Source organism: Ensifer sp. LBL (genome assembly GCF_050435225.1).
Lineage (GTDB): Bacteria > Pseudomonadota > Alphaproteobacteria > Rhizobiales > Rhizobiaceae > Ensifer.
Genome location: NZ_JBNDJY010000005.1, coordinates 567,600 through 589,405 on the forward strand (window position 1 = coordinate 567,600; position 21,806 = coordinate 589,405).

Genomic DNA, 21,806 nt, shown 5'->3' on the forward strand with positions numbered 1-21,806 from the left:
AACCAAGAAAGGATCAAACCCAATGCGTATCGCCACAGTCTTGCTCGTACTCTCCGCGCTTGCCGGATGCTCCCAGACCGGCGGCGGTGCGAGCAGTGTCAGACAGGATTACTACGGTGGCGACGGCGGCTTTTATGCGGGCGCGGTTGCACCGCGCTGAAGCAGCGCTGACGGTAGCTGTCTGACCTTTGACAGCAGATGACGGCCGATCAGGCGATTTGCCTAGCATGAAGCATCGCCTGATCTTCAGCCGTAGTGGCGCCGAACATCTCCGGGCCGCCAAGAAAATCGATCGAGATCCAGCTTAACACCCGCTGGAGACCCCGTTGGCACGCCGTCCTTTCCGTTAAGTCAGCGCTCCGTCCTTCAGAGCCTCCGGTCGCTGTTGACATCCGACCAAGCGTCCTTGCTATTCGAGAGGCGAGGGGACCATCGTCGCGAGGAAAATATGGAGCTCGATCTGAAGGTTTGCGCCTTGCCGCTCGGATGCCGGCTTCGACGCTTCCGCAGGCTGAGGCAGATCAAACAGGAAACTCTGGCGGCGGATCTTGGCGTGTCGCAGGGTCTGCTGTCGCGGTGGGAAGCGGGCCGGCATGAGCCTTCGGCAAAGGCCCGGGCTCGGGTCGAAAAGCTGCTGGAGCGGCACGAGAGCGTCGGGATAGACCTGACCTTGCGGCGGCTCATCGAAACAGCGCCGTTTCCGATCCATCTTGTCTGCGACGACACCCACGCGCTTTTGAGCGCGTCACCGGCGAGACAAGCGCAGTGGCGCATCTCCGCCGCGTCTTTCTTCGGCGTCTCGCTCTGGCGATACGCGACGGCGGAAATCATCGAGAGAGAGCTTCAACTGCAGGAACTCGGCTGGTTTGAAGACGTCTGGTCGGGCGCCATCCAGTTCACGACCGATGGCAGCGACGACCCCGACATGCCGATCCCCCCAAGCATCATCCGATGGGAACGAGTAGGGATTTCCGACGGACGCGTCGGTCGCCTCGTAACCAGCGTCGACCCTGTCTGAGACGCGAATATTTCATTCGTTGTCCAAGCTGTGCAGCCCTTGTTAGCCTGACGTGACACCGAGTTGCCCTGAATCACCGTCCCGCAAAACCCGGCGGGCAGGGCACCTGCACTCCACACCCATCGGTCACGATCAGATGGCCAAGAGCACCCCGGACAATGACAAATTCGCGTCGCGCCATCACGTTTTCCCTTCTCATCCTCTGCGCAACGCTGTCGCTGGCAGGGACGGACCTCATCTTGCCGGCTGTTCCGCAATTGCCTGAAATCTTCGGCACCGACAGGGCGACTGCGCAGCTGGTGCTTGCCGCCTATGTCGGCGGCGGCGGTCTCGGCCTGCTTCTTTATGGACGCCTGGCGGATCATTTTTCGCGCAAGGCGCTGCTCTTGTCTTCGCTTGGCGCATTTGCGGCCGCCTCGCTCGCCTGTGCCTTCTCGCCAGACATCACGGCACTGATCGCGCTGAGGTTCATTCAGGGCGTCGCGTCTGCGGCAGCTCCGGTCTTTGGCCCGGGACTGATCCGCCAGCTGTTCACCGACAAGGCGGCGGTGCGCGCAATCGGGTTCCTTGGCAGCGTGGAATCGCTGGTGCCGGCGCTTGCGCCCATCTTCGGCGTGCTACTGCTCACGCATTTCGGATGGCAATCGTCGTTCGAGCTGTTGGGTGTTTTGACACTGCTCGCCGCGGGGCTCATCCTCGTGCTCGGGCTGCCCCAGGAGGAAAAGACCTCCGGTGTACGCGGCAGCTATGGGCAACTGCTCACCGATCGCATCTTCATGCGCTACGCGCTCAGCCAGGCCCTGACGCTCGGCGGGCTTCTCACCTTCGTCTTCGGCGCGCCGACGGTCATCGTCGCGTCGATGGGCGGCTCGCTCAACGACTTCATCGTCATGCAGGTGATCAACATTTCCGGGTTCATCATCGTCGCCAATCTCACCGCCCGGATCGCCGAACGTTTTGGCGCTGAAAGCGTCATCCTGACCGGCACCGTCATGGCAGCCTTGAGTGCCCTTGCGCTGCTCGCCTATGGGCTCACGGGCGGCACCAACACGCTGATGTTGCCGCTATTGTTTACGCCCATGGCGATCGGCTTGGGCCTTCGCGGCCCCATCGGCTTCTATCGCGGCATCCTTGCCTCGGGCGCCAACAATGCGCGCGGATCGGCGCTGATCGTCTTTTTCATCTTCATGGTCACGACGCTCGGAACCGTCATCGCCGCACCCATTATCGCAGCCGGACTCGCGGCCCTCGCGTTCGTCGCCACGGCCATCCACCTTCTATCGGTGGTCCTCCTGCTCCTTCTTCCGGCGATGCCGGAGCCCACACGCGAGGCCGCCGGCGCATCCATGCTATAGTCAGTGTCAATCACAAAGCTCATTGAGAGACGACTGCAAGTCGACGGGTCCCAGACCGCGGACAGCTATCCGAACGAGATGAGCACTCCCTTGAACGGCTAAATCGGCGAATCTCCAAGGACGTGCCGGTATACGCCATAGCGCATCCCACTGATATCCACGTGTCGTTCAAGCGCCCCGCCAAGTTTTCTCGCGACCGCCTGGGAAGCCGAATTGTCATCAGTGATCAGGCTTATTGCCGTTCGCCAGCCAAGTTTGCTGCCTGCGAAGTCGAGTACGGCATGCATCGCCTCGGTAGCATAGCCTCGCCCCTGGAACTCGGGGTAAATGCCCCATCCCAATTCAGGTTCAAGCTTGTCCAAGGGAAGCTGCGCTCCGCAGTAGCCTGCCATTTCACCTGTTTTACTATCCTCGACAACGAAAAAGCCAAAGTCGCGCAAGTGCCAATGACCGATGAACGACAACATCCTTCGCCAGGCATCCTCACGCTGGATCGGCCCCCCGACGAAGGCGGTGGTGACGGGGTCCCCCCAGAATCGAGCGAAGCCCTCGAAATCGCCCTCGCGCCATCGGCGCAATATCAGTCGTTCAGTTGCTATAGTTTGCACGATGTTCTTCTTTCAAAGGTAGCCATTCTTCCTTCCACAGCCGCCGGTTAAGATGCCGATCGCGGCGCCGACCAACTCTGGGTGAAAGCAGCAGGTGTGCCGGCTACTGGCGCGTTAAGAGGGTTCTGAGATCGGGTTTGCAGCGACTTGGAAACATGACAGTGAAGGCGCGACGCGCTACATTATCGGTGCCGTCCACGCCATAGGTCAGGGGTATCGGGAGGATTACTATGCAAACGCATAAGGTCGGATACTTGATTGGTAGTCTCGCCAAAGACTCCATAAATCGCAAGCTCGCCCGTGCACTGGTGAGGCTGGCTCCTGCACACTTGGAAATGACAGAGATATCGTTCAGAGAACTCCCGCTCTATAGCTATGACTATGATGCCGATTTTCCGCCGGTCGCCAGAGCTTTCAAAGAAGAGTTGGCTGGGGTCGACGCCATTCTCTTTGTAACCCCGGAATACAACCGTTCAATCCCGGGTGGCCTAAAAAACGCCATCGATTGGGCGAGCCGCCCCTACGGAAAGAACTCGTTCACACGCAAGCCTTCTGCTGTCATCGGGACATCGCCGGGCTCGATCGGAACCGCGGTAGCGCAACAAGGACTGCGCAGTGTTCTTAGCTTTTGCAATTCACCGCAGATGAACGCCCCAGAAGCATACATTCAATTCACTCCGGGGCTGATTTCAGACGACGGAGAAGTGGCGGTGCAATCGACCGAGCAGTTTCTCCGTAGCTACATGGAAGAGTTTGCAGCCTTCATCGCGCGCGTGCTCTCCGTCCTGCCTCGCGACGCTTGAACAGGCGGCTACCGGTCGCATCTCCTCAAGCCGCATGCGGCGCCGAACAACTTCTCGAAGTGGCTCAGCGGTCCTCACAATGGGCTCTGCGAGGAAATTTTAGAGCCACTCGGAGGGCGCTACACCGAGCGGTAGCGCCGGGAAGGAGCGATAGCGGCGGCCCGTGCAGTCGAGTGATCGGCCGAGGGATTCTGGCCCCCGGACGTTCATATGTCCGCTGGCAGAAAGTGGCTGCGCAAGTGGATGGTGTCGTCATCTTCTGCCGTGATTTCCAGGACTTGATTGATCAAGTCTCCGTCGGATCCGATCTCGGTGAGCGCCTCGCCGCCTCGATCAGGTAGCCTGATCGCAGTCCATGCGCCGAAAACAGTGCCGGTTCGAGCCCCGCCTGCTTGCAGCGGCCTTTCAGGATTAGGTTGACCGACTGCGGCGTCAACGCGCGGCGATCGATGCTCCCCCATTGGTCAATGCGACGGAAGACCGGACCTTCAGAGATGCCCGCGTGTTCGAGCCACCCTTTCAGCGCCACGACCGTCCGACCGATGAGGACCACTCGCTTGTCATCATTACTGGTCGTCGTCTTGGTGCAGCCGAGACGGATCGACAGGCCGGGGAGGGGAGGCGGCATCGATCGGATCCGCTCGCACTGGCTCTTCGTCAACCAGGTCTTAGACACCCAGCGCAGCGACTTCCGCGCGGCGGCGGCCACCGGAAGCGAAAGCCGTCAGAAGCAGCGCCCGATCGCGCAGGTCGACCGAGCGCTCGCCGGCGCAGACCTGCAGCAGCTTGGTCAGGACATCGCCGGTCACCGCCTTTTCTTTCGTTGCCGCGGCCGGGCACTGGCGCGCACGGCAAGCCGCAGCGGCCAGCGGGTCAGGATCTACCAGCTTGTAGCCGGCGCCGCACAGTTTCCGGAGCATGCGGCCCATCGGCGCGCAGGAGGCGCTCCGAGCGCAGGCCAGCTTCAACCTCTGCCGGCATTCCGTGGAATGGATCCTCGGCCCGCTTAGCCGTGTCCCAGAGATGGTGCGCGACGAACTTTAAGAGCAGGCTCTCTGGCTCCTGCTAGGGCAGGGGGGGGCCGTGGCGAGCTGGCACCAGGCCTCAAGATAGCCGAGATCTGACGCCAGAGCCCTAAGCGCGTTGTCGCCCATGCCTTCACTGGCAAGGTGCTTGAGCGTCGCGACGTCGTCGTCCGTCAGCAGGACGGCAAGCTGGTCTCGGCGATCGAAGGGCAAGATGGCGTCGAGCGCATGAGCTCTTCGGCGCGCTTGAGCGCGGATGCTTCGCTCATTTGGGCAGGCCTTTTCACGCCGCCTCGATATCGGTTTGCGAAAAATCGTTGCCCTTGTAGAGGAGCGGTTCTCCGGAAAGCGCGGCAAGAGCATAGGAAAAGCAGTCGCCGTAATTGAGGCTGGCCGGATGACGGCCTTTGCCATAGCGCCGCCAGGCGCGCCGCGCGCGATCCGCATGTTCGGCTGTAACTGGGACGATTTCGAATTCTGCCTTGTAGAGCCAGAGGTCGAGATCGGCGCCTGCGGCTTCCCCAAGTCGAGTTTCGATCACCATGGCAGCCTCCAGGACAGTCGGAGATGAGCCTGACGGGATCGTCTGCGATGCCATGGACCACCTCTGGATGTTCGTGCAGGAGAATTACAAATGATCGGCAGGCCTACGCGCTTCCATTTCATCCACTCCATCTTCTCGCGGCGGTTTGAAACTAGTCAAATGCGTCGCTGAATGCTAATGCCGTTCGGATCAGAGGGGTTGTACCTACACCGATGAAGTATCGAGCAGATGTGGACGGACTGCGAGCGATTGCGGTATCGTTAGTGGTTCTTTATCACTTCCATCTTGGCCCAGTGGTGGGAGGATATATCGGTGTAGACGTATTCTTCGTGATAAGTGGTTATCTCATCACAAATGTGTTGTGGCGAGAAATCTCTGAGGGCGATTTTTCCATCGCCCGCTTTTGCGAACGTCGAGCGCGACGTATCTTTCCGCCGCTGATCCTCGTAGTCGCCGCGACGCTTCTGGCCGCATGGTTCATCCTGTTGCCATCTGACTATGTCTCCCTGAGCAAGCAATCACTCAGCGCTTTGTTCGGGGTTTCTAATTTTTATTTCTGGTCAGAAGCAGACTATTTTGCTCGAACCTCCAATCTTAGTCCGCTTCTGCATACTTGGTCACTGTCGGTCGAAGAACAGTTTTACCTGGCTTGGCCGCTGATTCTGATGGCGGCGTGGCGCGCCGGCAACTCGACATCTATTCGCGCGATCAAAATCACGGTCTCCACGATCATCGTCACAAGTCTAATGTGGTCGATCGTCAAAGTGGTCAGTTCCCCGACAACGGCCTTCTACGTTCCGATATTTAGGGCGTGGGAACTCGCCATAGGAGGCCTGTTGGTTTTTGTCTCTCCCATTCGCGGCCGCTTGCTAAGCGAGGTTGCGCCACTGGTCGGGTTAGTGGTCATCGTGACCACGGCATTACTAATCACGAGTGACAACCTCTTCCCGGGAGCGCTTGCGCTATTGCCGTGTGTTGGTGCCGCTCTGATCGTATGGCCGCGTTTAGAGGGGTCATCTACTGCTCGCCTGCTATCAAGCGCGCCTATGGTATGGGTCGGCAGGTTGTCGTACTCGATATATCTATGGCACTGGCCTTTGCTGGTTCTATATCGTCACGAAAATTATGGTAACTATCCCGACTTGGGAATGTCGCTCGTATTGATCGGAGCAACATCTCTTTTCTCCTTCCTAACTTGGTTACTTGTAGAGCGGACTGCTCGGGACAGGCTGAAAGTCTCCTGGCGACGCCTCGTGTTGATCAGCGCGCCGGCGATTTGCGCAGTTGGCATTGCTGCGATCTCCGTGATAGCTGCGGGAGGCTTCGCGGGTCGTCTCCCAAGCGACGTCGTACTCGACATGTATCAACTTCGAAGCCCAATCAGAGAGACTTGTCATCTTCGGCGACTAACCGAGTTGCCGCGCAACGAGAACTGCATACTAGGGTATCCGGCAACCGTCCCTGACACGATCGTTTGGGGCGACAGCCATGGCGTGGAATTATCAGATGCTTTGGCGGACAGGTTCAAGGGCGATAAGCGCTCGTTAATAACTCTAACGATAAGCGCGTGCCCTCCGGTCGTTGGGTATTCATTAGGTGACCGATCCGGGTGCGCTGAAGGCAATGAGCGCATCATAGACCATATTCTGCATGAACTGCCCTCGGTTCATACCGTAGTCCTCGCTTCCTATCACTTCTTTCATTACCGCCGTGCAGGAGACCAATATGGGTCGGGCTTGACCAAGACCGTCTTGCGACTCGTATCCGGCGGAAAGCGAGTTCTTGTAGTAGGTCCCATTCCCGAATTCTCAGACTCAGTCCCCCTGGTTTTAGCCCGCATGGCATGGCGAGGGATTGATCGGGGCCCCGCTATCGAGAGGGCAGATTGGGACAAACAGGTGACGTCGATATCACCGGTTCTTGATCCAATTTCGAAGATTAGTGGCGCGGAAGTTGTTAATGTCTCCTCAGTGTTCTGCGACCTGCAACTGTGCAAGTTTAGTAAGAACGGGCGTCCGCTACTATTTGACAGCAACCATCCGTCTATGGACGCCGCTGCCTTGATAGCCGATCGAGTTTACAAGAGCATTCTTCTGGACGGTCAACCGGCCTCCACCATCGCCACTAAACGATAGAGCCATGGCACATCAGTGCGCGTGAATTCCTTGCTCTTTTGTCCATTCGTTTGACAAGACAAGAATATCTCCTTCTAGTTGAGTCACTAGCCATAGTGAACCCTTAAAGTGGTGCGCGTTCTTGCTCCAAGTACCGCATTAGCATCGTAGGCGCGTAGAGACCGCCACGTATCATTTGGCCCGCTGATCGGAGATTTTCTGCATGATTCATGCGGAGAATCCTATGAGTGACAGTGTGAATCAGCGGTGCGCGTCCGGCGAAGGCATTTTCGCTTGGTGGAGAGGCCGAGATTATAGGCCGCGTTTCGTCTCGTCTCCCAAAACGCGTTCGACCACATCCGGATCGCATTGTTCATCGACGAGGAACTGGCGATTCCACCATCCCATGTCCGTATGTCGGCGAGGAGTGTTGGCTTTCACGCGGATGGAAATTGTTGTTTGAATGAGCGATCGCGGTGAACGCAATTTAGATCAATACGTTAGAAGGTGTGATCGATCCTTTATCTCTAGTTCCATAATTCAGATTATGCGATTTCAGAGTCAAGGGAGGCGGATTCTATATCCAAGTGCGACAACTGCTCCCGTGGAACCGGTGGCGGACCTACGCGATCCGCCACCACCCAATTCACGCACGCGGCACTCGATCTGTCCCGCCCGCGATGCTCACGTCACGGAAATGAGATTGTCGAGGCCGAGCGACGCGGTCCTTTCCGTCAAGGCCCCACCATAGGCGACCTCGACAGCGCCGGTGATCTCCTCGAAGTTGATGATGTCGCCGCTGCTGTAGTCGCCGAAGACCACCCAGTAGTTGGGGTGGGGAGTAAAGACCGCAGTCATGTTGGGGGCAGCCTGGACCAGAAAGGTTGCCGCACCCGCCATGCCAATCCCGACCGACGTGCGATTGGGAACGACATTCGACAATTGCTCGATCGTCAGTGAACCGAGCGCACCGCTGTTGCTCGGGTTGACGAATGTCGTCGCGCCGTTCGCATCCTCGGTGAGCTGGATCAGGTTCTGGCCGTTGGGATCTGCCGGCTCCACTTGCGTTGCCCTGAAAGTGATGCCCGAATCCAGGGCGCCTGTCTCGGACCAGACGAAGTTGAGGTCCGGACGCCAGTGAAAGGTCACACTGCTTCCTGGTGCCGTCGGACGGGTAAACCAGGCGAGCGAAAGCACGCCTTCCGGCGTCGTCTCTGGCGCCCTCTGGAAAACGGCGAAGCTGCCCGCTAGCTGTGAGTTGTTTACGCATGTCAGAGAATATGACGTCATAGGATCTGCCCCCGGCTCCTCGTTTTGCTCCTCAAGAGTGCAGAATAATTAGCAGGCTCCCCTGTAGTTGTCTTCAGGCCCCAAATCTCCAAATCTGGGGTTATCTCACCCCTCCTCCGGCGCGAGGAACGTGATGGCCGCGTCCAACTTCCTGCCAGAGTGCTGACGGCGGTCACGAGCGCAAGCGCCAGGCTTTCACGCTCAGCGCGCGCCGGTTGCCGCGCTGATCGAGTCCGACAGGATTTCCAGCCCTCGGTCGATCTCCTCTTCCGACACCGTCAGCGGCGGCGCGATGCGGAACACGCCCCCCATGCCGGGAAGCTTGACGATGTTCATGCTGAGGCCGCGCCGCATTGCCTCCTCCATGATCCTGGCGCCGAGCTCGAATCCGGGCGCCTTCGATTGCCGATCGACGACAACCTCGAGCCCGAGTAGAAGCCCGCGTCCACGAACGTCGCCGACACATTCGAACCTCTGCTGAAGCCCGAGAAGACCGCTTCGTAGCCGTTCGCCGCGGGCAACCGCCTGGTTGACGAGCCCTTTGCGTTCGACCACATCGAGCACGGTGACGCCAACCGCAGCGGGCAGAGGATCCGAGACATGGGTGGTGTAGAAGAGGAAGCCCCGTTCATGGGCTTTCCGCTCGATCTCTTCGGTCGTCATGACCGCTGCAAGCGGCAGGCCGGCACCGAGCGTCTTCGACAGGGTGAGAATGTCGGGCGTTACGCCGTCGCGCTGGAAGGCGAACATATGTCCGGTGCGGCCGATGCCCGTCTGCGCCTCGTCGAGGATGAGGAGCATGCCCCGTTCCGCGCATTTGCACTTGAGTGCTGCGAGATAGCCGGGCGGTAGTTCGAGGATACCGCCGCTCGATAGGATCGGCTCGGCGATGAAGGCGGCAAGCCCGCCCGTCGACTGCCGGTCGACCAGCGAGAAAGCGTCGTCGAGCTCCGTCTGCCAGTCGTTGCTGCCGTCCTTGTGCGTGAAACGCGGGCGATAGGCGTTCGGGGCCGGTATCACGAACGAACCGGCAGCGGCCGGGCCATAACCCCTCCGGCCGGCGCTGTAGGTCGCCGAGGCCGCAGCACCCGTCATACCGTGCCAGCTCTGCGCGAAGGCGACGACCTCGTGCCCACCGGTCACCAGCTTTGCCATGCGAATGGCTGCTTCGTTCGATTCAGCCCCCGTCGTCAGAAGCTGAACCCGGTCCAGCCCAGGCGCCAGTGCGGCAAGACGGGACGCGAGATCGACGACCGGCCGAGACAGCATGCCACTGAAGAGATGAGCAACCGTCCGCATCTGCCGGTCGACGGTGGCGACAATATCAGGGTGCGTGTGGCCTAGAACGCCGCTCATCTGCCCCGAGGTGAAATCCAGGATCGCCCGACCATCCGCATCATAAACGAAACTTCCCTCGGCTCGCTCCACGATGATGGTTTCGAAGTCGGGGCCATAACGCGTCAGGTGCTTGTTGGCAGACGCCCAGAATTGAGGATCGGAATTGAGCGACATCGGGTGGCTCCTCTTTTGACGATCTTCAATGGCTAGCGCCGGCCGCAACTTCATGCAAATTGATAGTATTCCGATCAGATATTGGACATTTCGATATCATGCGAAATCTCGACCTTTCCCTGCTGCGCAACTTCACCGTCATTGCCCGTGCGGGTTCGATCAGCGTTGCATCCTTCCAGGTGGGACGGACCCAGTCGACGCTGAGCATGCAGATGCAGCGGCTCGAAGATTTTCTCGAGCTGGCCCTTTTCCACCGCACCGGATCGGGCGTGCGCCTGACGGCGGCCGGTGAAAAGCTGCTGGTGCATGCCGAGCACCTGCTCGCCGGCCACGATGAGATCCTCGCCGACATGGGTGGCTCGGGGCTTAAGGGCTCGGTCACGCTTGGCTGCCCGGAGGATTACTCCATCGCCTTCCTGCCCGCGGTGCTTGAGGGCTTCTTTGAGCGTCATCCGGATGTCGAATTGCGCATGGTCTGTGCGCCGACCACCGAACTGCGACCGCTCCTCCAGCGAAGGCAAATCGACATCGCACTCGTTTCGGTTCCCGACGCGGCGAGTGGCGAGGTCATTCGGAGCGAAAAATTCGTCTGGGTCGGCAAGGGCTCGGAACCTGAGATCCTGAGCCGCACCGCCCTTCCCTTGGCACTGTCCGCCCCGACGACGCTCGACTTCCGAGCCGCCTGCAGCGCCATGGAGGGTATCAGTCGTCGGTACCGCGTCGCATTCGCCAGCAACAGTCTGGCGGGTCTCATCGCGATCGCGCGTTCAGGACATGCCATCAGCGTGTTGACCGAAACCGCCGTCCCTGCCGATCTTCATGTCATCTCGGCCGGCCTTCTACCAGAACTCCCGACGATCGGCATTGCGCTCGAACTTGCGGAGCCACGCCCCTCCTCCGTGGTCACGGCACTCGCCGACCATATCCGAGCGGTCCTTCCGCAGGTTGGGTGAAGCCGGCAGGCGACCCTGGAACGCGTCAGTGCTCAGCGCCGGTTCGATTGCTTGGGCCATGCGCCGGTGGAGAACCTGCCCGGCCGCTGCAGCGCCCGGGCAGATGAAGGTCGACGGGACTTCAGGCAGCGATACGCAGACTGCGCTCGGCTTTCTCGAAGCGGGCATCGAGGCTAAAATCCCCGGCCCCCACACAGGCGAGAAGGAAGAAGCCACCTGCCATCGAGAGGTTCTTGAGGAACATGACCATTTGGATCTGGTCGGCGAAGTTGCTGTGAAACACCATTGCCGTCACGATTGAGAAGGCGGCCAGAAAAAGCGCGACAACGCGGGTTTTGTAGCCGGCCACGATCAGCAGAGCCGCGCCTACCTCAAAGAGGATCGTAGGCCATAGCAATGTTCCCGGTACGCCCATGCTTTCCATGTAGCCGCGCATGCTTTCGGCGGATCCGATCTTGGACAGGCCGGACAGGAAGAAGATCACGACCATTACGGTTCGCGCGGCAGCGATGGCATAGGTTTGCTGTTGCGATGTCATCTCGGTTCGCCTCTCCGCTATTGCTGCGGGGCTGCGTTTGTGGTCGAAAAGATGTAGCGGGCAAAGCGCCATGCCCCATCCTTCTCGCGGTGAAGCAGGAACAGTTCCTGGTTGGCCTCGGACGATGGGGCGGCCCCATTCGCGAGGATTTTCACGGTGCCTTTCGAACGGGTCCGGGCGTAGGCCCAGTCCGCCGAAAGCGCGCGGATCTCGTCGATCTCAAACCGGATATCGAGTTTGATCGCTCCGAAAACCTGTTCATAGGCCCTCTCGACGGCAACGCGACCGACGGCCGGCAGGCTGTGTTGCGGCATGAACACGGCGTCATCGGCGTAGAGCTTCATGACGGCGTCGACATCCGAGGCGTTCAGGGCGTTTTGGTAGCTCTGCAGTTGTCGGGTAATGGCGGCCCTAGCGCCTTCGTCGGACTTCGCCGAACCCGCGGCAACCAGAACCGGCAGCATCGCGAGCGCGAACCGCGCAATTTTTCTGCGAGGAAACGAGGACATGACTTTCTCCTTGAGAGTTCAACCGATCAGAGCTTCACAACAAGCTTCCCGAGCGCTCGGTCGCTTTCCATCAGGCGATGAGCCTCGGCAATGCTGTCGAAGTCGAAGGTCCGAGCCAGCAACGATGGAATGCGGCCCTCGGCGATGCCCTTCGCCAGCCACGGCAGCGGTGTGTCGGACAAAGGCAGGGAGGCCGTGCCGAAAAGCCCGCTCGGAAAGAAGCTAAGCTGCACTGCGCCGGGAAGGTCCTGTATCAGGTGGACGTTCTCAAGTACGGGTGGTCCACCCAGGAGGCCGATCACGCATACGGAGCCAAATGGCTTGAGCGCGTTGATCGTGTCGCGAACGGTGGCCGCCCCGACGATTTCCAGCGCCGCGTCGATGCCCGCCGGGACAAGGGCGCGAACCTGCTCGGCAATCTCGCCGGTGTCGATGACGACGTGATCGGCGCCCATATCGCGCAATCGTTCAGTGTTTTGGCTGGAACGTGTCGTGGCGATCACGGTAAGCCCAAGCGCCTTGGCGTAGACGATCGCCGCCAACCCGACCGAGGCAGTTGCTCCGCGGACAAGGAGGGTCTGCCCCTTCTCGATCGCTAGCGTTTTCGTGAGCGCACCCCAGACCGTCAGATAGGCTTCAGGTAAAGTCGCGAGTTCCTCCCACGGCAGGCTGACCCCGTCGAGATCGACCACGTTGCTCCGCAGGACCACAACCTCCTCGGCATAGCTGCCGGCGCGGTTGAACTGCATCCCGCCCATGGCCGTGGCGACACGCTGACCTGTCCGATAGGTTCCGGACGGATCGTGCATGATCTCGCCGACGGCCTCGATCCCGGGCACCCACGGAGCGCTTATCTCGCCCATCTTGCCGGCACGCAGATAGGCTTCGGCGCGATTGAGGCCGAATGCGTGCACGCGGATCCTCACCTCGTCGGCATTCACACCGGCCGGGGGAATGTCTCGCAACTCGAGCACCTCGGGGCCTCCGGCGCGTTCGATGACATAGGCTTTCATGTTGGCCTCCTTGGCGTTATGCGCGTGGACGGTTGGTGGAGAACAGGTAGCGGTGGATCTTCCAGTGGCCCTGTTCTGCGCGGAACACGAAGAGTTCGTTGTTGCCCTCCTCGATCGTGACATCTGCGGCGAGAACGTGTGTCGTTCCCGAAGAACTGGTGCGCACCCAGGCCCAATCCTCGGCGATCTCGATTTCATGAATGGTGAAGCGAATATCGAGCTTGATGGCGGCAAATACCTGCCTGTAGCCTTCTCGAACGGCATCACGGCCGATCAGCGCCGGGGCATGCTGAGGCATGAAGACCGGGTTGCTTCCGTAGAGGTCGAGAATGGCGTCGATGTCGTTGCCGTTGAGCGCTGCCTCGTAGGCTTTTATGGCGGTTTCGATTGTCATGGCTAAAGTTCCTTGAGCGTTTGCGACTGGCCTCAGATGAGGATGAGACCAAGCTAATCCGCTCAACCATGGTGTAGTAGATCGACAGATGGTAAGATGCCTCTCAATTATGAGAGGCTTTGCAGTTGGACTTGAACGCAGCGCAAATGTTTGTCGCCGTCGCGCAGGCTGGTAGCCTCTCAGCCGCCGCGACCCGTCTGGGCATACCTCTGCCGACACTCAGCCGGCGCATCCGCGAACTCGAGCGGGAACTGAAGATACAGCTCCTCGAGCGGTCGGCACGCGGGACCAGGCTCACGGATGCGGGCACGCGGCTCTTCGAGCATGCCTCGCGCGGGATCGAGGCGCTTGCAGAAGCTGAAGAGGCGGTTCGCAGCGACCAGACGCGTTTGAGAGGACGCCTGCGCCTTTCACTGCCGACGGGTTTTGAGCCGTGGTGGGAGCTGTTGGGCGCTTTCCAGCGCCAATACCCGGATATCCAGGTCAACGTGTACACGACCGACCGTCGTGTGGATCTGGTCCAAGACGGCATCGATGTCGCGTTGCGCGTGGGCGCGATCGTTCATGAAGCGATGGTGGCGAAACGATTGCTGACCTATCGGCATGTCCTGGTTGCCGCACCGGATCTCCTGAAACGTGTCGGAAAGCCGACGACGTACGAGAACCTGCACCACTTCCCCCTGGCCGCCTGGATACGGGATGCAAACAGCCATGCCTCGTGGCGCCTCGGCGAGAACGTATTCGAGCCGCAAGCAATGCTGACGACGAACGACTACCTGCATTTGAGGGCGCGGGCTCTGGCGGCCGAGTTTGTTACCGAGTTACCACCTTTTTTGGCGGCCGAACCGATCAGGGATGGCCGCCTGGTGGAGGTGTTTGTCGACCACCCCATGCCCCAGCAGCACGTCAGCCTGCTCTATCCGGCGCACAGGCATCCGTCGAGCATCGTGCGCGCCTATCTCGACTTCTGCCAGAAACAGATGACGCGGTTTCTTGGTACGGCCTCACGGCCAGTCTAGACCAGCGCACCTCAGCATGGCACTGGCGAAGCCCTATCCAGCATTCCTGGAAGGTCTGGCTGCGGACAGGAGGGCGGTTGTATCCCTCACCACCAGCGGTCCGTCGACCTTGATCGTCATCGGCCGCATGTGCTTTCCGTGGATCGCCATGTCGATCAGGAGTTCAGCCGCCTTCTGGCCCATTTCATAGTTCGGCAGCACCAGGGTCGAGAGCGGCGGGTGGGTGTAGCGCGCCAGTTCCTGGTCGTCATAGCCCATGACCGAGAGATCGGAGGGCACTCGCAGACCCTTCTCCTGGGCTGCCTCCATCACACCAATCGCCATCAGGTCGTTGCCGCAGAAAATGGCGGTCGGTGGGTTGGGCATGGAGAGCAGGTCGAGCCCGGCCTCGTAGCCGCGAAGCGGCAGCCAGTCGCCGTCGCGCACCAGCGTCGCGTCGAAGGCGATGTCGGCGGAGGCAAGCGCCTGCTTGTAGCCTTTGAGACGGTCGGCGGCGGCATCCATCCAGCTTTCGCCGTTGATGAAACCAATGCGCTTGTGGCCGAGCGCCGTCAGATGCGCCGTGGCAGAAAAACCGCCGGCGACCTCGCCCGGCACGATCGCCACGTGCTGGCGCGGCTCGCAGTAGCAATTGAGAAGCACGGTCGGCAGCGGCGCCAGCGCCTCGGGAACCGCAACCTTGCGGGTAAAGATCGTCGCGTAGATGACGCCGGCGATGGAGGGGTCGCGCAGGACCGATCGCAGCACTGCGGCTTCAAGTTCCGGATTGGAGCGGGTGACGTGCGCCGAGACCAGCATGCCCTGCTCGAAGGCGTAGTCGCGGATGCCGTCGAGGCTGACCACCGGGTGCGGGCTGGTCGAGATCTCGTCGACGATGAAGGCAATCGTGTCCTTCTCGACCGCCGGGGCGGCTGCAACCGGGCCCCGGGTCGCCGGCAGTCTATAACCGATTTTATGAGCAGCCTCGCGCACTTTCTGCTGCGTTTCGGGCGAGATGCGCGAGCCGGACATCTCGTTCAGCACCAGGGAGACGCTCGACTGGGAGACGCCAGCGATCCTGGCGACATCCGTCATTGTCGGGCGCCCTTCGCCCTTTTTCTCCAGATTCCGCCCGTTTCCCTTGGCCATGCGTGCTCCCTACCCTCCCGCGTGCATTGCACTGCACGCAGGCTTTTGCAAGTGCTCATAATTTTTGGCCTTGACTGCTAATATTATTAGCGCAAGATTTGGAGATGTGAAGCGCAAAAACGCTCACGTCCGGTAGAGGAGCACCGGCCAATCTGGGAGGAGAACCCGATTATGACCATGATTTCCCGTCGCACCTTCATGCTTGCGGCAACGGCCGTCGGCGCGCTCGCCCTTGCGGGTGTCGCGATCGCCGAAGTGCCGAAGCTTGAGCAGAAGGACAAATACAAGGTCGGCTTCGCGCAGACCGAATCCAACAATCCCTGGCGTATCGCCCAGACGAACAGCATGAAGGCCGAAGCTGAAAAGCTCGGCTTCCAACTCGTCTATACGGATGCCGCCGGTTCCGCCGCCAAGCAGGTCGCCGACGTCAATTCGATGATCGCTCAAGGCGTCGACGTGATCTTTCTCGCACCGCGCGAAGAAAAGCCGCTGATCCCCGCAGTCATGGCCGCGAAGAAGGCCGGCATTCCGGTGATCCTGCTCGACCGCTCGGTCGATCCGTCGCTGGCCAAGGCCGGCGAAGACTATCTGACCTTCATCGGTTCGAACTTCGTCGAAGAGGGCAAGCGTGTTGCCGAGTGGCTGGCAAAGAACGCCAACGGCAAGTCGAAGATCATCGAACTCGAAGGCACGACCGGGTCGTCGCCCGCCAACGACCGCAAGAAGGGTTTTGACGAGGCGATCAAGGCGGCCGGCGGCTTCGAGATCGTCGCCTCGCAGACCGGTGATTTCGCCCGTGACAAGGGCCGTCAGGTGGCAGAAGCCCTGCTCCAGGCCCATCCGGATGCCGACGTGATCTACGCCCACAACGACGAAATGGCGATCGGTGCGATCGCCGCACTCGAAGCGGCCGGAAAGGTGCCGGGCAAGGACGTGCTGGTGCTGTCGATCGATGGTGGCAAGGAAGCCGTGCAGGCGGTCGTCGACGGCAAGATCGCAGCAGTCGTCGAGTGCAATCCACGCTTCGGGCCGAAGGCCTTCGAGACGATGATGCGCTACGCCAAGGGCGAGAAAATCGATGCGATGATCATCAACGACGACAAGTTCTACGACGCCTCCAACGCGGCTGCAGAACTCGCCAACGCCTATTGATCCAATCTCCCGAGCCTCCACGGCCGGGACGGCGCAACCGTCTCGGCCGTCTTTTTGACGGCAGCATGACCTTCGGCCCGTTCAAGTGTAGGCTGATGACGCCCACCCCCAGATGGGGCGGCGGATGGCGAAGATAGGGAGGAGACCCATGCTTCTGTCCATGCAGGGCATTTCCAAAGCGTTTGCCGGCGTGCCGGCCCTGAAATCCGCCTCGCTCGAGGTCGAGCCGGCGGAGGTCATGGCGCTTGTCGGCCAGAACGGCGCCGGCAAATCGACGCTCATCAAGATCCTGACCGGCGTCTACAGGCGGGACGAAGGCAGCATCGCCTTCGACGGTCGGGATGTCGATTTCTCGATGCCGGCCGAGGCGCAGGCCGCCGGGATCGCGACGATCTACCAGGAAATCAATCTCGCCCCGCAGCGCTCCGTGGCGGAGAACATCTATCTCTCCCGCGAGCCGAAACGATTCGGCATGATCGACCATTCCGCCATGCGGCGCGGTGCCGAAGCGGTGCTCAAAACCTTCAACCTGACGATCGACGTCGACCGTCCTGTTGCGCATTTCGATGCGGCGACGCGGCAGATGGTGGCGATCGCCCGCGCGGTGACGCAGAGCGCCCGCCTCGTCATCATGGACGAGCCGACCTCCTCGCTCGACGAGCGCGAGGTCGCCATCCTCTTCGAAACGATCCGCACGCTGAAACGCTCCGGCGTCGCCGTCATCTTCATCGGCCACCGGCTCGACGAACTCTACGAGATCTGCGACCGTGTGACGATCATGCGCGACGGCCAGACGGTCGCCAAAAGCCCGATGGCGGATATGCCGAAAATGGCACTAGTGCGCCATATGCTCGGCAAGGAACTTGCCGCCTTTCAGGCCATGGCACCGGAGAAGGACGCGCCAGTGCGGCCCGTTCGCCTCGAAGTCGACAAGGCCGGCGCGGGTGTGCGGGTGCGCGACGTCAGCCTTGCCGTGCGGGAGGGCGAAATCTCCGGCCTTGCTGGCCTGCTCGGCTCCGGCCGCACCGAGACGGCGCGTCTGATCTTCGGCGCCGACAGGATGGAACGCGGCACGATCCGCATGCAGGGACAAGACCGCAGCTACCGCGAACCGGCCGACGCGATCGCCGACGGCATCGGCCTCGTGTCCGAAGACCGAAAGATCGACGGCATCGTGCCCGACATGAGCATCCGCGAGAACATGACGCTCGCCTTGCTGCCGAAGCTGAAGAAGGCCGGCATCGTCGACCGCGCACGCCAGGATGAGATCGTCAGCCGCTACATCCGCGCGCTTGGCGTCAAATGCGCCTCCCCCGATCAGCCGATCAAGGAGCTTTCCGGCGGCAACCAGCAAAAGGTGCTGCTCGCCCGATGGCTTGCCACGGACCCGCGGGTGCTGATCGTCGACGAGCCGACGCGCGGCATCGACATCGGCGCCAAATCGGAAATCCTCAAACTCCTGCGCAGTCTCGCCGACGAGGGCTTGAGCGTGCTGATGATCTCGTCGGAACTCGAAGAACTGCTTGCCGCCGCCGACCGCGTGACGGTCTTGAGCGACGGCACTTCCGTCGCGACGCTGTCGCGGAAGGATTTGAGCGAGACCGCGCTGCTTGCCGCCATGGCCCACCAGGAAGCCCAGCAGGAAGAATGACATGACGACGATCGAGACCCCCGCCCCGCAGCCGTCGGGAACGCTTTCGTCCGGCAACAGGCTTTTGACGCTCGCCAGCCGCTACGGCACCTTCGTCGCCTTCCTGGCGCTGATCCTGTTCAACGTTGCCGTCACGCCGAATTTCCTGTCCTTGCAGACGCTGAACGTGAACCTCACCCAGGTTGCGACAATCGTCATCGTCGCGACCGGAATGACGCTTGTGATTGCCACCGGCGGCATCGATCTCTCGGTGGGGTCGCTAATGGCGATCGCCGGCGCACTGGCGCCGATGATCTTCATGGGGCAGTTCTGGCCGGTGGACAACATGGCGCTCGCGGTCACGCTGGCCTTTCTCCTGCCGATCGCCGTCGCGGCCCTGTTCGGTCTGTTCAACGGGTTCCTCGTCACCCGCTTTTCGATCCAGCCGATCATCGCGACACTGGTGCTTTTCATCGCCGGGCGCGGCATCGCCCAGGTGATGACCAACGGCAATCTGCAGGTTTTCAAGAACGAGGGTTTCCAGTTCATCGCACTCGGCCGCATCGCGGGCATTCCGGCCCAGGTGGTGCTAATGATGATCATCGTCGCGGCCGCGTTCGCGATGATCCGCTACACCGTCATCGGCCGGCAGATCATCGCCGTCGGCGGCAACGAAAAGGCCGCGCGCCTGACCGGCATCCCGGTCAAACGGGTCAAGCTCTTCGTCTACATGATAAGCGGCGCGCTTGCCGGGGTCGCCGGTCTCATCGTCGTTGCCCGCAACTCGGCGAGCGACGCAAACCTCGTCGGCCTCGGCATGGAACTCGATGCGATCGCTGCGGTCGCCGTCGGCGGCACGCTTCTGACCGGCGGGCGGGCCAACATCATCGGCACGGTGCTCGGCGCATTCGTCATCCAGCTGGTGCGCTACACGCTGCTCGCCAATGGCGTTCCGGATGCGGCGGCGCTCATCGTCAAGGCCGGGCTGATCGTCACCGCGGTCTTCATCCAGCAGCGCGCCAGCAAACATTAGAGGCAACCCCGATGCAATCGATCCTCCGCCTCTTCCTGGTCAAGAACTCCGGCGACCTTGCCCGCCTCGGCGTCATCCTGGCGCTGGCCGGCCTCATCCTTTTCGGGGCACTGCGCTACGACAACTTCCTGTCGCCCTACAACATCCTGAGTTTCCTGCGCTACAACTCGATGTTCGCGCTGATTGCGCTCGGCATGGCCTTCGTCATCATGACGGGCGGCATCGACCTGTCTGTCGGCGGCACGGCGGCCATGGCAAGCGTCGTGGCGGCTCTGTTCTCCCCCTATCATTGGGCGGCCGGGCTCTTTGGTGGCATGGCGGCCGGCCTTGCCGTCGGCGCGCTCAACGGCTTCATCATCACGAAGAAGCGCATCCAGCCCTTCATCGCCACGCTCGCGACAATGCTCGCAGCCTACGGCACCGGCCTTTTGCTGGCCGACAACCAGTCTGTCTCCGTCTCCTATGACACCGGTTTCACGGTGATCGGGCAGGACGATTTCCTGGGCTTCCCCATTCCCGCCTGGATCGCCCTTGCAGCCTATGTGCTCGGCTGGCTCGTGCTGCAAAAGCTCCCCGTCGGACGGCATATCCTGGCGATCGGTGACGGCGAGGCGACGGCCGGACTGATGGGCCTGAAGGTCGAGCGTGCGCTTGCCGGCGTCTATCTCGCCTCGGGCACCCTTGCCGGGCTTGCCGGCGTCATCCTCGCCTCGCAGTTCGGCGCCGGCCAGCCGACCGAGGGCGTCGGCTGGGAACTTTTCGCCATCGCCTCAGTCGTCGTCGGCGGTACGCTGTTGACCGGCGGCTCCGGCTCGGTCGGCGCGACGCTTGCCGGCGCGCTGCTGCTTGCCATGGTCTTCAACATCCTGAACTTCGAAAACGGCCTCGGCTGGATCTCGCTTTCGGCCTATTGGCAGTCCGTCATCCGCGGCGCCTTCCTGCTTGTCGTCGTCGTGCTTCAGGCAAAGCTGATGGCACGGCATCGCAGCACTTAAACTGAACGTCGCGAACGGGGCGCGAACATCCACAGGACGAAACGGGGAGACCTACCCCGGATTAGCCCTCGTGGAGCAGGAACAATGCGTGACCGTAACGGCCGCATACGCGCACCAATCGGCCTGCGTATCGCAGCGATTGGCAGACAGTAAAAAAGGCCGGAGCGCACTGGCCCCGGCCTTCTTTTCTTTTTCGCTCTCAAGGCTTCTGCCAGTACATCCATGGTCAAAAGTCGAAAGCGATACGTCATTGCCAGCATCAAATTGAAATGCGCTCGACAATTACGTTTATGAAATATTTATACTTCGCCGCGATCGCCGAAACAAGCTGTCCATTCGGGCTAATCTCAACGAGACGTACGCCTTCTTGCGGGGAGCCACGTGTTTCGCACCCGCAGAGGAGATCCTTTATCTGCCACTGTCGCCGCGAATTCCGCCTTCCATCGTTGAAAGGCGGCAGCGCATGTCGGTATCCCCGTTGGCCAATCGTCTTCAGGACAGGCAAATTGTGGAGGACAAGATGACGATCACCATTACCGCCTTTGAAAAATCACCGGATCGCGGCCGAGGTCTCGCGCGCGACATGCGCGTTCGCTGGGCGCTCGAAGAAGTGGAGCAGCCCTATGAGGTTCGCCTCGTTACCTTCAAGACCATGAAGGAGCCGGCCCACATCGCGCTTCAGCCGTTCGGGCAAATCCCCACCTATCAGGAAGGCGACCTTTCCCTGTTCGAGACCGGTGCCATCGTGTTCCATGTCGCGGAGCGCCATACCGGCCTGCTTCCGAATGACGCCGATGCCCGCGCGCGGGCAATCACCTGGATGTTCGCAGCGCTCAACACCGTGGAGCCGCCGATCCTCGAGCGCGAAGCGACCACCTACGTGGAGCGCGACAAGGACTGGTATCAGGAGCGCCTGCTGATGCTCGAAGATCGCATCCGCGTCCGGCTCGCCCAATTGTCCAGGCGGCTCGCGGAGGCCGACTGGCTCGACGGCGCCTTCAGTGCCGGCGACCTCCTGATGGTGACAGTGCTCCGCAGGTTGGAAAGTTCAGGCTTGCTCGACGAGTATCCCAACCTTTCCGCCTACGTCGCGCGCGGCAAGGCGCGGCCGGCCTACAAGCGCGCCTTCGATGCGCAGCTTGCAGTCTTCACATCCGGCTCATCCGCCTGAGG

The 21,806-nt window shown here is 61.0% G+C and carries 20 protein-coding genes and 2 pseudogenes; 12 read left to right on the forward strand and 10 right to left on the reverse strand.

Annotated elements, in window-relative coordinates:
* Nucleotides 1–22: 22 nt before the first annotated feature.
* The 3 genes from OKW20_RS22580 (at nt 23) to OKW20_RS22590 (ending at nt 2,373) form a co-directional block, all read left to right on the forward strand.
* Nucleotides 23–160, forward strand: a complete 138-nt coding sequence (locus OKW20_RS22580) for a hypothetical protein (RefSeq protein WP_192448553.1) — start codon at nt 23–25, stop codon at nt 158–160.
* Nucleotides 161–448: 288 nt separating this feature from the next.
* The gene (locus OKW20_RS22585; protein ID WP_429175542.1) at nt 449–1,018 is read left to right on the forward strand and encodes a helix-turn-helix domain-containing protein; all 570 of its coding nucleotides are present in this window, start codon (nt 449–451) and stop codon (nt 1,016–1,018) included.
* Between the two features lie 158 nt (nt 1,019–1,176).
* Nucleotides 1,177–2,373, forward strand: a complete 1,197-nt coding sequence (locus tag OKW20_RS22590) for an MFS transporter (protein ID WP_429175544.1) — start codon at nt 1,177–1,179, stop codon at nt 2,371–2,373.
* A 98-nt stretch (nt 2,374–2,471) separates the two neighbouring features.
* On the opposite strand, the gene OKW20_RS22595 is transcribed toward OKW20_RS22590, so the two are convergent.
* On the reverse strand, nt 2,472–2,981 hold the full coding sequence (locus OKW20_RS22595) for a GNAT family N-acetyltransferase (protein ID WP_429175548.1): 510 nt from the start codon (nt 2,979–2,981) through the stop codon (nt 2,472–2,474).
* Between the two features lie 230 nt (nt 2,982–3,211).
* On the opposite strand from OKW20_RS22595, the gene OKW20_RS22600 reads away from it, so the two are divergent.
* Nucleotides 3,212–3,784, forward strand: coding sequence for an NADPH-dependent FMN reductase (locus OKW20_RS22600; RefSeq protein ID WP_429175550.1), 573 nt, complete (start codon nt 3,212–3,214; stop codon nt 3,782–3,784).
* 316 nt (nt 3,785–4,100) lie between these two features.
* Here the strand turns inward: OKW20_RS22600 and OKW20_RS22605 are convergent.
* A pseudogene (locus OKW20_RS22605) lies at nt 4,101–5,078 on the reverse strand (integrase); the annotation flags it as partial.
* A gap of 14 nt (nt 5,079–5,092) precedes the next feature.
* Nucleotides 5,093–5,402: pseudogene (locus OKW20_RS22610) on the reverse strand (type II toxin-antitoxin system VapC family toxin); the annotation flags it as partial.
* Between the two features lie 163 nt (nt 5,403–5,565).
* On the opposite strand from OKW20_RS22610, the gene OKW20_RS22615 reads away from it, so the two are divergent.
* A complete protein-coding gene (locus tag OKW20_RS22615) occupies nt 5,566–7,488 on the forward strand; it encodes an acyltransferase family protein (RefSeq protein WP_429175553.1) in 1,923 nt (640 codons plus the stop codon).
* A 663-nt stretch (nt 7,489–8,151) separates the two neighbouring features.
* Here OKW20_RS22615 and OKW20_RS22620 read toward each other — a convergent pair.
* Both OKW20_RS22620 and OKW20_RS22625 read right to left on the reverse strand, forming a co-directional pair.
* Nucleotides 8,152–8,616: a hypothetical protein gene (locus tag OKW20_RS22620; RefSeq protein WP_402326070.1), complete on the reverse strand. Its 465-nt coding sequence runs from the start codon at nt 8,614–8,616 to the stop codon at nt 8,152–8,154.
* 342 nt (nt 8,617–8,958) lie between these two features.
* Complete coding sequence (locus OKW20_RS22625; protein WP_429175556.1) at nt 8,959–10,269, reverse strand: aspartate aminotransferase family protein; 1,311 nt, start codon at nt 10,267–10,269, stop codon at nt 8,959–8,961.
* Nucleotides 10,270–10,367: 98 nt separating this feature from the next.
* Here OKW20_RS22625 and OKW20_RS22630 point away from each other — a divergent pair, with 98 nt between their 5' ends.
* Nucleotides 10,368–11,222: a LysR family transcriptional regulator gene (locus OKW20_RS22630; RefSeq protein ID WP_429175559.1), complete on the forward strand. Its 855-nt coding sequence runs from the start codon at nt 10,368–10,370 to the stop codon at nt 11,220–11,222.
* A gap of 121 nt (nt 11,223–11,343) precedes the next feature.
* Here OKW20_RS22630 and OKW20_RS22635 read toward each other — a convergent pair whose 3' ends face one another.
* The 4 genes from OKW20_RS22635 to OKW20_RS22650 are packed head-to-tail and all read right to left on the reverse strand — an operon-like array spanning nt 11,344 to nt 13,676.
* Nucleotides 11,344–11,760, reverse strand: coding sequence for a DoxX family protein (locus tag OKW20_RS22635; protein WP_043611958.1), 417 nt, complete (start codon nt 11,758–11,760; stop codon nt 11,344–11,346).
* Between the two features lie 17 nt (nt 11,761–11,777).
* Complete coding sequence (locus OKW20_RS22640) at nt 11,778–12,269, reverse strand: YybH family protein (RefSeq protein ID WP_082005881.1); 492 nt, start codon at nt 12,267–12,269, stop codon at nt 11,778–11,780.
* 26 nt (nt 12,270–12,295) lie between these two features.
* The gene (locus tag OKW20_RS22645) at nt 12,296–13,282 is read right to left on the reverse strand and encodes a zinc-binding dehydrogenase (protein WP_429175562.1); all 987 of its coding nucleotides are present in this window, start codon (nt 13,280–13,282) and stop codon (nt 12,296–12,298) included.
* Between the two features lie 16 nt (nt 13,283–13,298).
* Nucleotides 13,299–13,676: a YybH family protein gene (locus OKW20_RS22650; protein ID WP_429175564.1), complete on the reverse strand. Its 378-nt coding sequence runs from the start codon at nt 13,674–13,676 to the stop codon at nt 13,299–13,301.
* A gap of 119 nt (nt 13,677–13,795) precedes the next feature.
* Between OKW20_RS22650 and OKW20_RS22655 the strand changes: the two genes are divergently transcribed.
* Entirely contained in the window at nt 13,796–14,695 is a 900-nt protein-coding gene (locus OKW20_RS22655) for a LysR family transcriptional regulator (protein ID WP_429175566.1), read from the forward strand.
* A gap of 33 nt (nt 14,696–14,728) precedes the next feature.
* Here the strand turns inward: OKW20_RS22655 and OKW20_RS22660 are convergent, their stop codons facing one another.
* Entirely contained in the window at nt 14,729–15,823 is a 1,095-nt protein-coding gene (locus OKW20_RS22660; protein ID WP_429175569.1) for a LacI family DNA-binding transcriptional regulator, read from the reverse strand.
* Nucleotides 15,824–15,994: 171 nt separating this feature from the next.
* On the opposite strand from OKW20_RS22660, the gene OKW20_RS22665 reads away from it, so the two are divergent.
* The 5 genes from OKW20_RS22665 to OKW20_RS22685 all read left to right on the forward strand — a co-directional run bounded on the left by OKW20_RS22665 (nt 15,995) and on the right by OKW20_RS22685 (nt 21,804).
* The gene (locus tag OKW20_RS22665; RefSeq protein WP_043611966.1) at nt 15,995–16,975 is read left to right on the forward strand and encodes an ABC transporter substrate-binding protein; all 981 of its coding nucleotides are present in this window, start codon (nt 15,995–15,997) and stop codon (nt 16,973–16,975) included.
* Between the two features lie 148 nt (nt 16,976–17,123).
* Nucleotides 17,124–18,626 (forward strand): sugar ABC transporter ATP-binding protein, encoded by a 1,503-nt coding sequence (locus tag OKW20_RS22670; RefSeq protein ID WP_429115015.1) that lies wholly within the window; start codon nt 17,124–17,126, stop codon nt 18,624–18,626.
* Between the two features lies 1 nt (nt 18,627).
* The gene (locus tag OKW20_RS22675; protein WP_429115016.1) at nt 18,628–19,638 is read left to right on the forward strand and encodes an ABC transporter permease; all 1,011 of its coding nucleotides are present in this window, start codon (nt 18,628–18,630) and stop codon (nt 19,636–19,638) included.
* An 11-nt stretch (nt 19,639–19,649) separates the two neighbouring features.
* On the forward strand, nt 19,650–20,633 hold the full coding sequence (locus OKW20_RS22680; RefSeq protein ID WP_429175572.1) for an ABC transporter permease: 984 nt from the start codon (nt 19,650–19,652) through the stop codon (nt 20,631–20,633).
* A 520-nt stretch (nt 20,634–21,153) separates the two neighbouring features.
* Entirely contained in the window at nt 21,154–21,804 is a 651-nt protein-coding gene (locus tag OKW20_RS22685; protein WP_429175575.1) for a glutathione S-transferase family protein, read from the forward strand.
* Nucleotides 21,805–21,806 lie beyond the last annotated feature (2 nt).

Coding starts and splice junctions, on each gene's coding strand:
- OKW20_RS22580 (WP_192448553.1), top strand. CDS start 23: ATGCGTATCGCCACAGTCTTGCTCGTACTCTCCGCGCTTGCCGGATGC.
- OKW20_RS22585 (WP_429175542.1), top strand. CDS start 449: ATGGAGCTCGATCTGAAGGTTTGCGCCTTGCCGCTCGGATGCCGGCTT.
- OKW20_RS22590 (WP_429175544.1), top strand. CDS start 1,177: ATGACAAATTCGCGTCGCGCCATCACGTTTTCCCTTCTCATCCTCTGC.
- OKW20_RS22600 (WP_429175550.1), top strand. CDS start 3,212: ATGCAAACGCATAAGGTCGGATACTTGATTGGTAGTCTCGCCAAAGAC.
- OKW20_RS22615 (WP_429175553.1), top strand. CDS start 5,566: ATGAAGTATCGAGCAGATGTGGACGGACTGCGAGCGATTGCGGTATCG.
- OKW20_RS22625 (WP_429175556.1), bottom strand. CDS start 10,269: ATGTCGCTCAATTCCGATCCTCAATTCTGGGCGTCTGCCAACAAGCAC.
- OKW20_RS22630 (WP_429175559.1), top strand. CDS start 10,368: ATGCGAAATCTCGACCTTTCCCTGCTGCGCAACTTCACCGTCATTGCC.
- OKW20_RS22635 (WP_043611958.1), bottom strand. CDS start 11,760: ATGACATCGCAACAGCAAACCTATGCCATCGCTGCCGCGCGAACCGTA.
- OKW20_RS22640 (WP_082005881.1), bottom strand. CDS start 12,269: ATGTCCTCGTTTCCTCGCAGAAAAATTGCGCGGTTCGCGCTCGCGATG.
- OKW20_RS22645 (WP_429175562.1), bottom strand. CDS start 13,282: ATGAAAGCCTATGTCATCGAACGCGCCGGAGGCCCCGAGGTGCTCGAG.
- OKW20_RS22650 (WP_429175564.1), bottom strand. CDS start 13,676: ATGACAATCGAAACCGCCATAAAAGCCTACGAGGCAGCGCTCAACGGC.
- OKW20_RS22660 (WP_429175569.1), bottom strand. CDS start 15,823: ATGGCCAAGGGAAACGGGCGGAATCTGGAGAAAAAGGGCGAAGGGCGC.
- OKW20_RS22665 (WP_043611966.1), top strand. CDS start 15,995: ATGACCATGATTTCCCGTCGCACCTTCATGCTTGCGGCAACGGCCGTC.
- OKW20_RS22670 (WP_429115015.1), top strand. CDS start 17,124: ATGCTTCTGTCCATGCAGGGCATTTCCAAAGCGTTTGCCGGCGTGCCG.
- OKW20_RS22675 (WP_429115016.1), top strand. CDS start 18,628: ATGACGACGATCGAGACCCCCGCCCCGCAGCCGTCGGGAACGCTTTCG.
- OKW20_RS22680 (WP_429175572.1), top strand. CDS start 19,650: ATGCAATCGATCCTCCGCCTCTTCCTGGTCAAGAACTCCGGCGACCTT.
- OKW20_RS22685 (WP_429175575.1), top strand. CDS start 21,154: ATGACGATCACCATTACCGCCTTTGAAAAATCACCGGATCGCGGCCGA.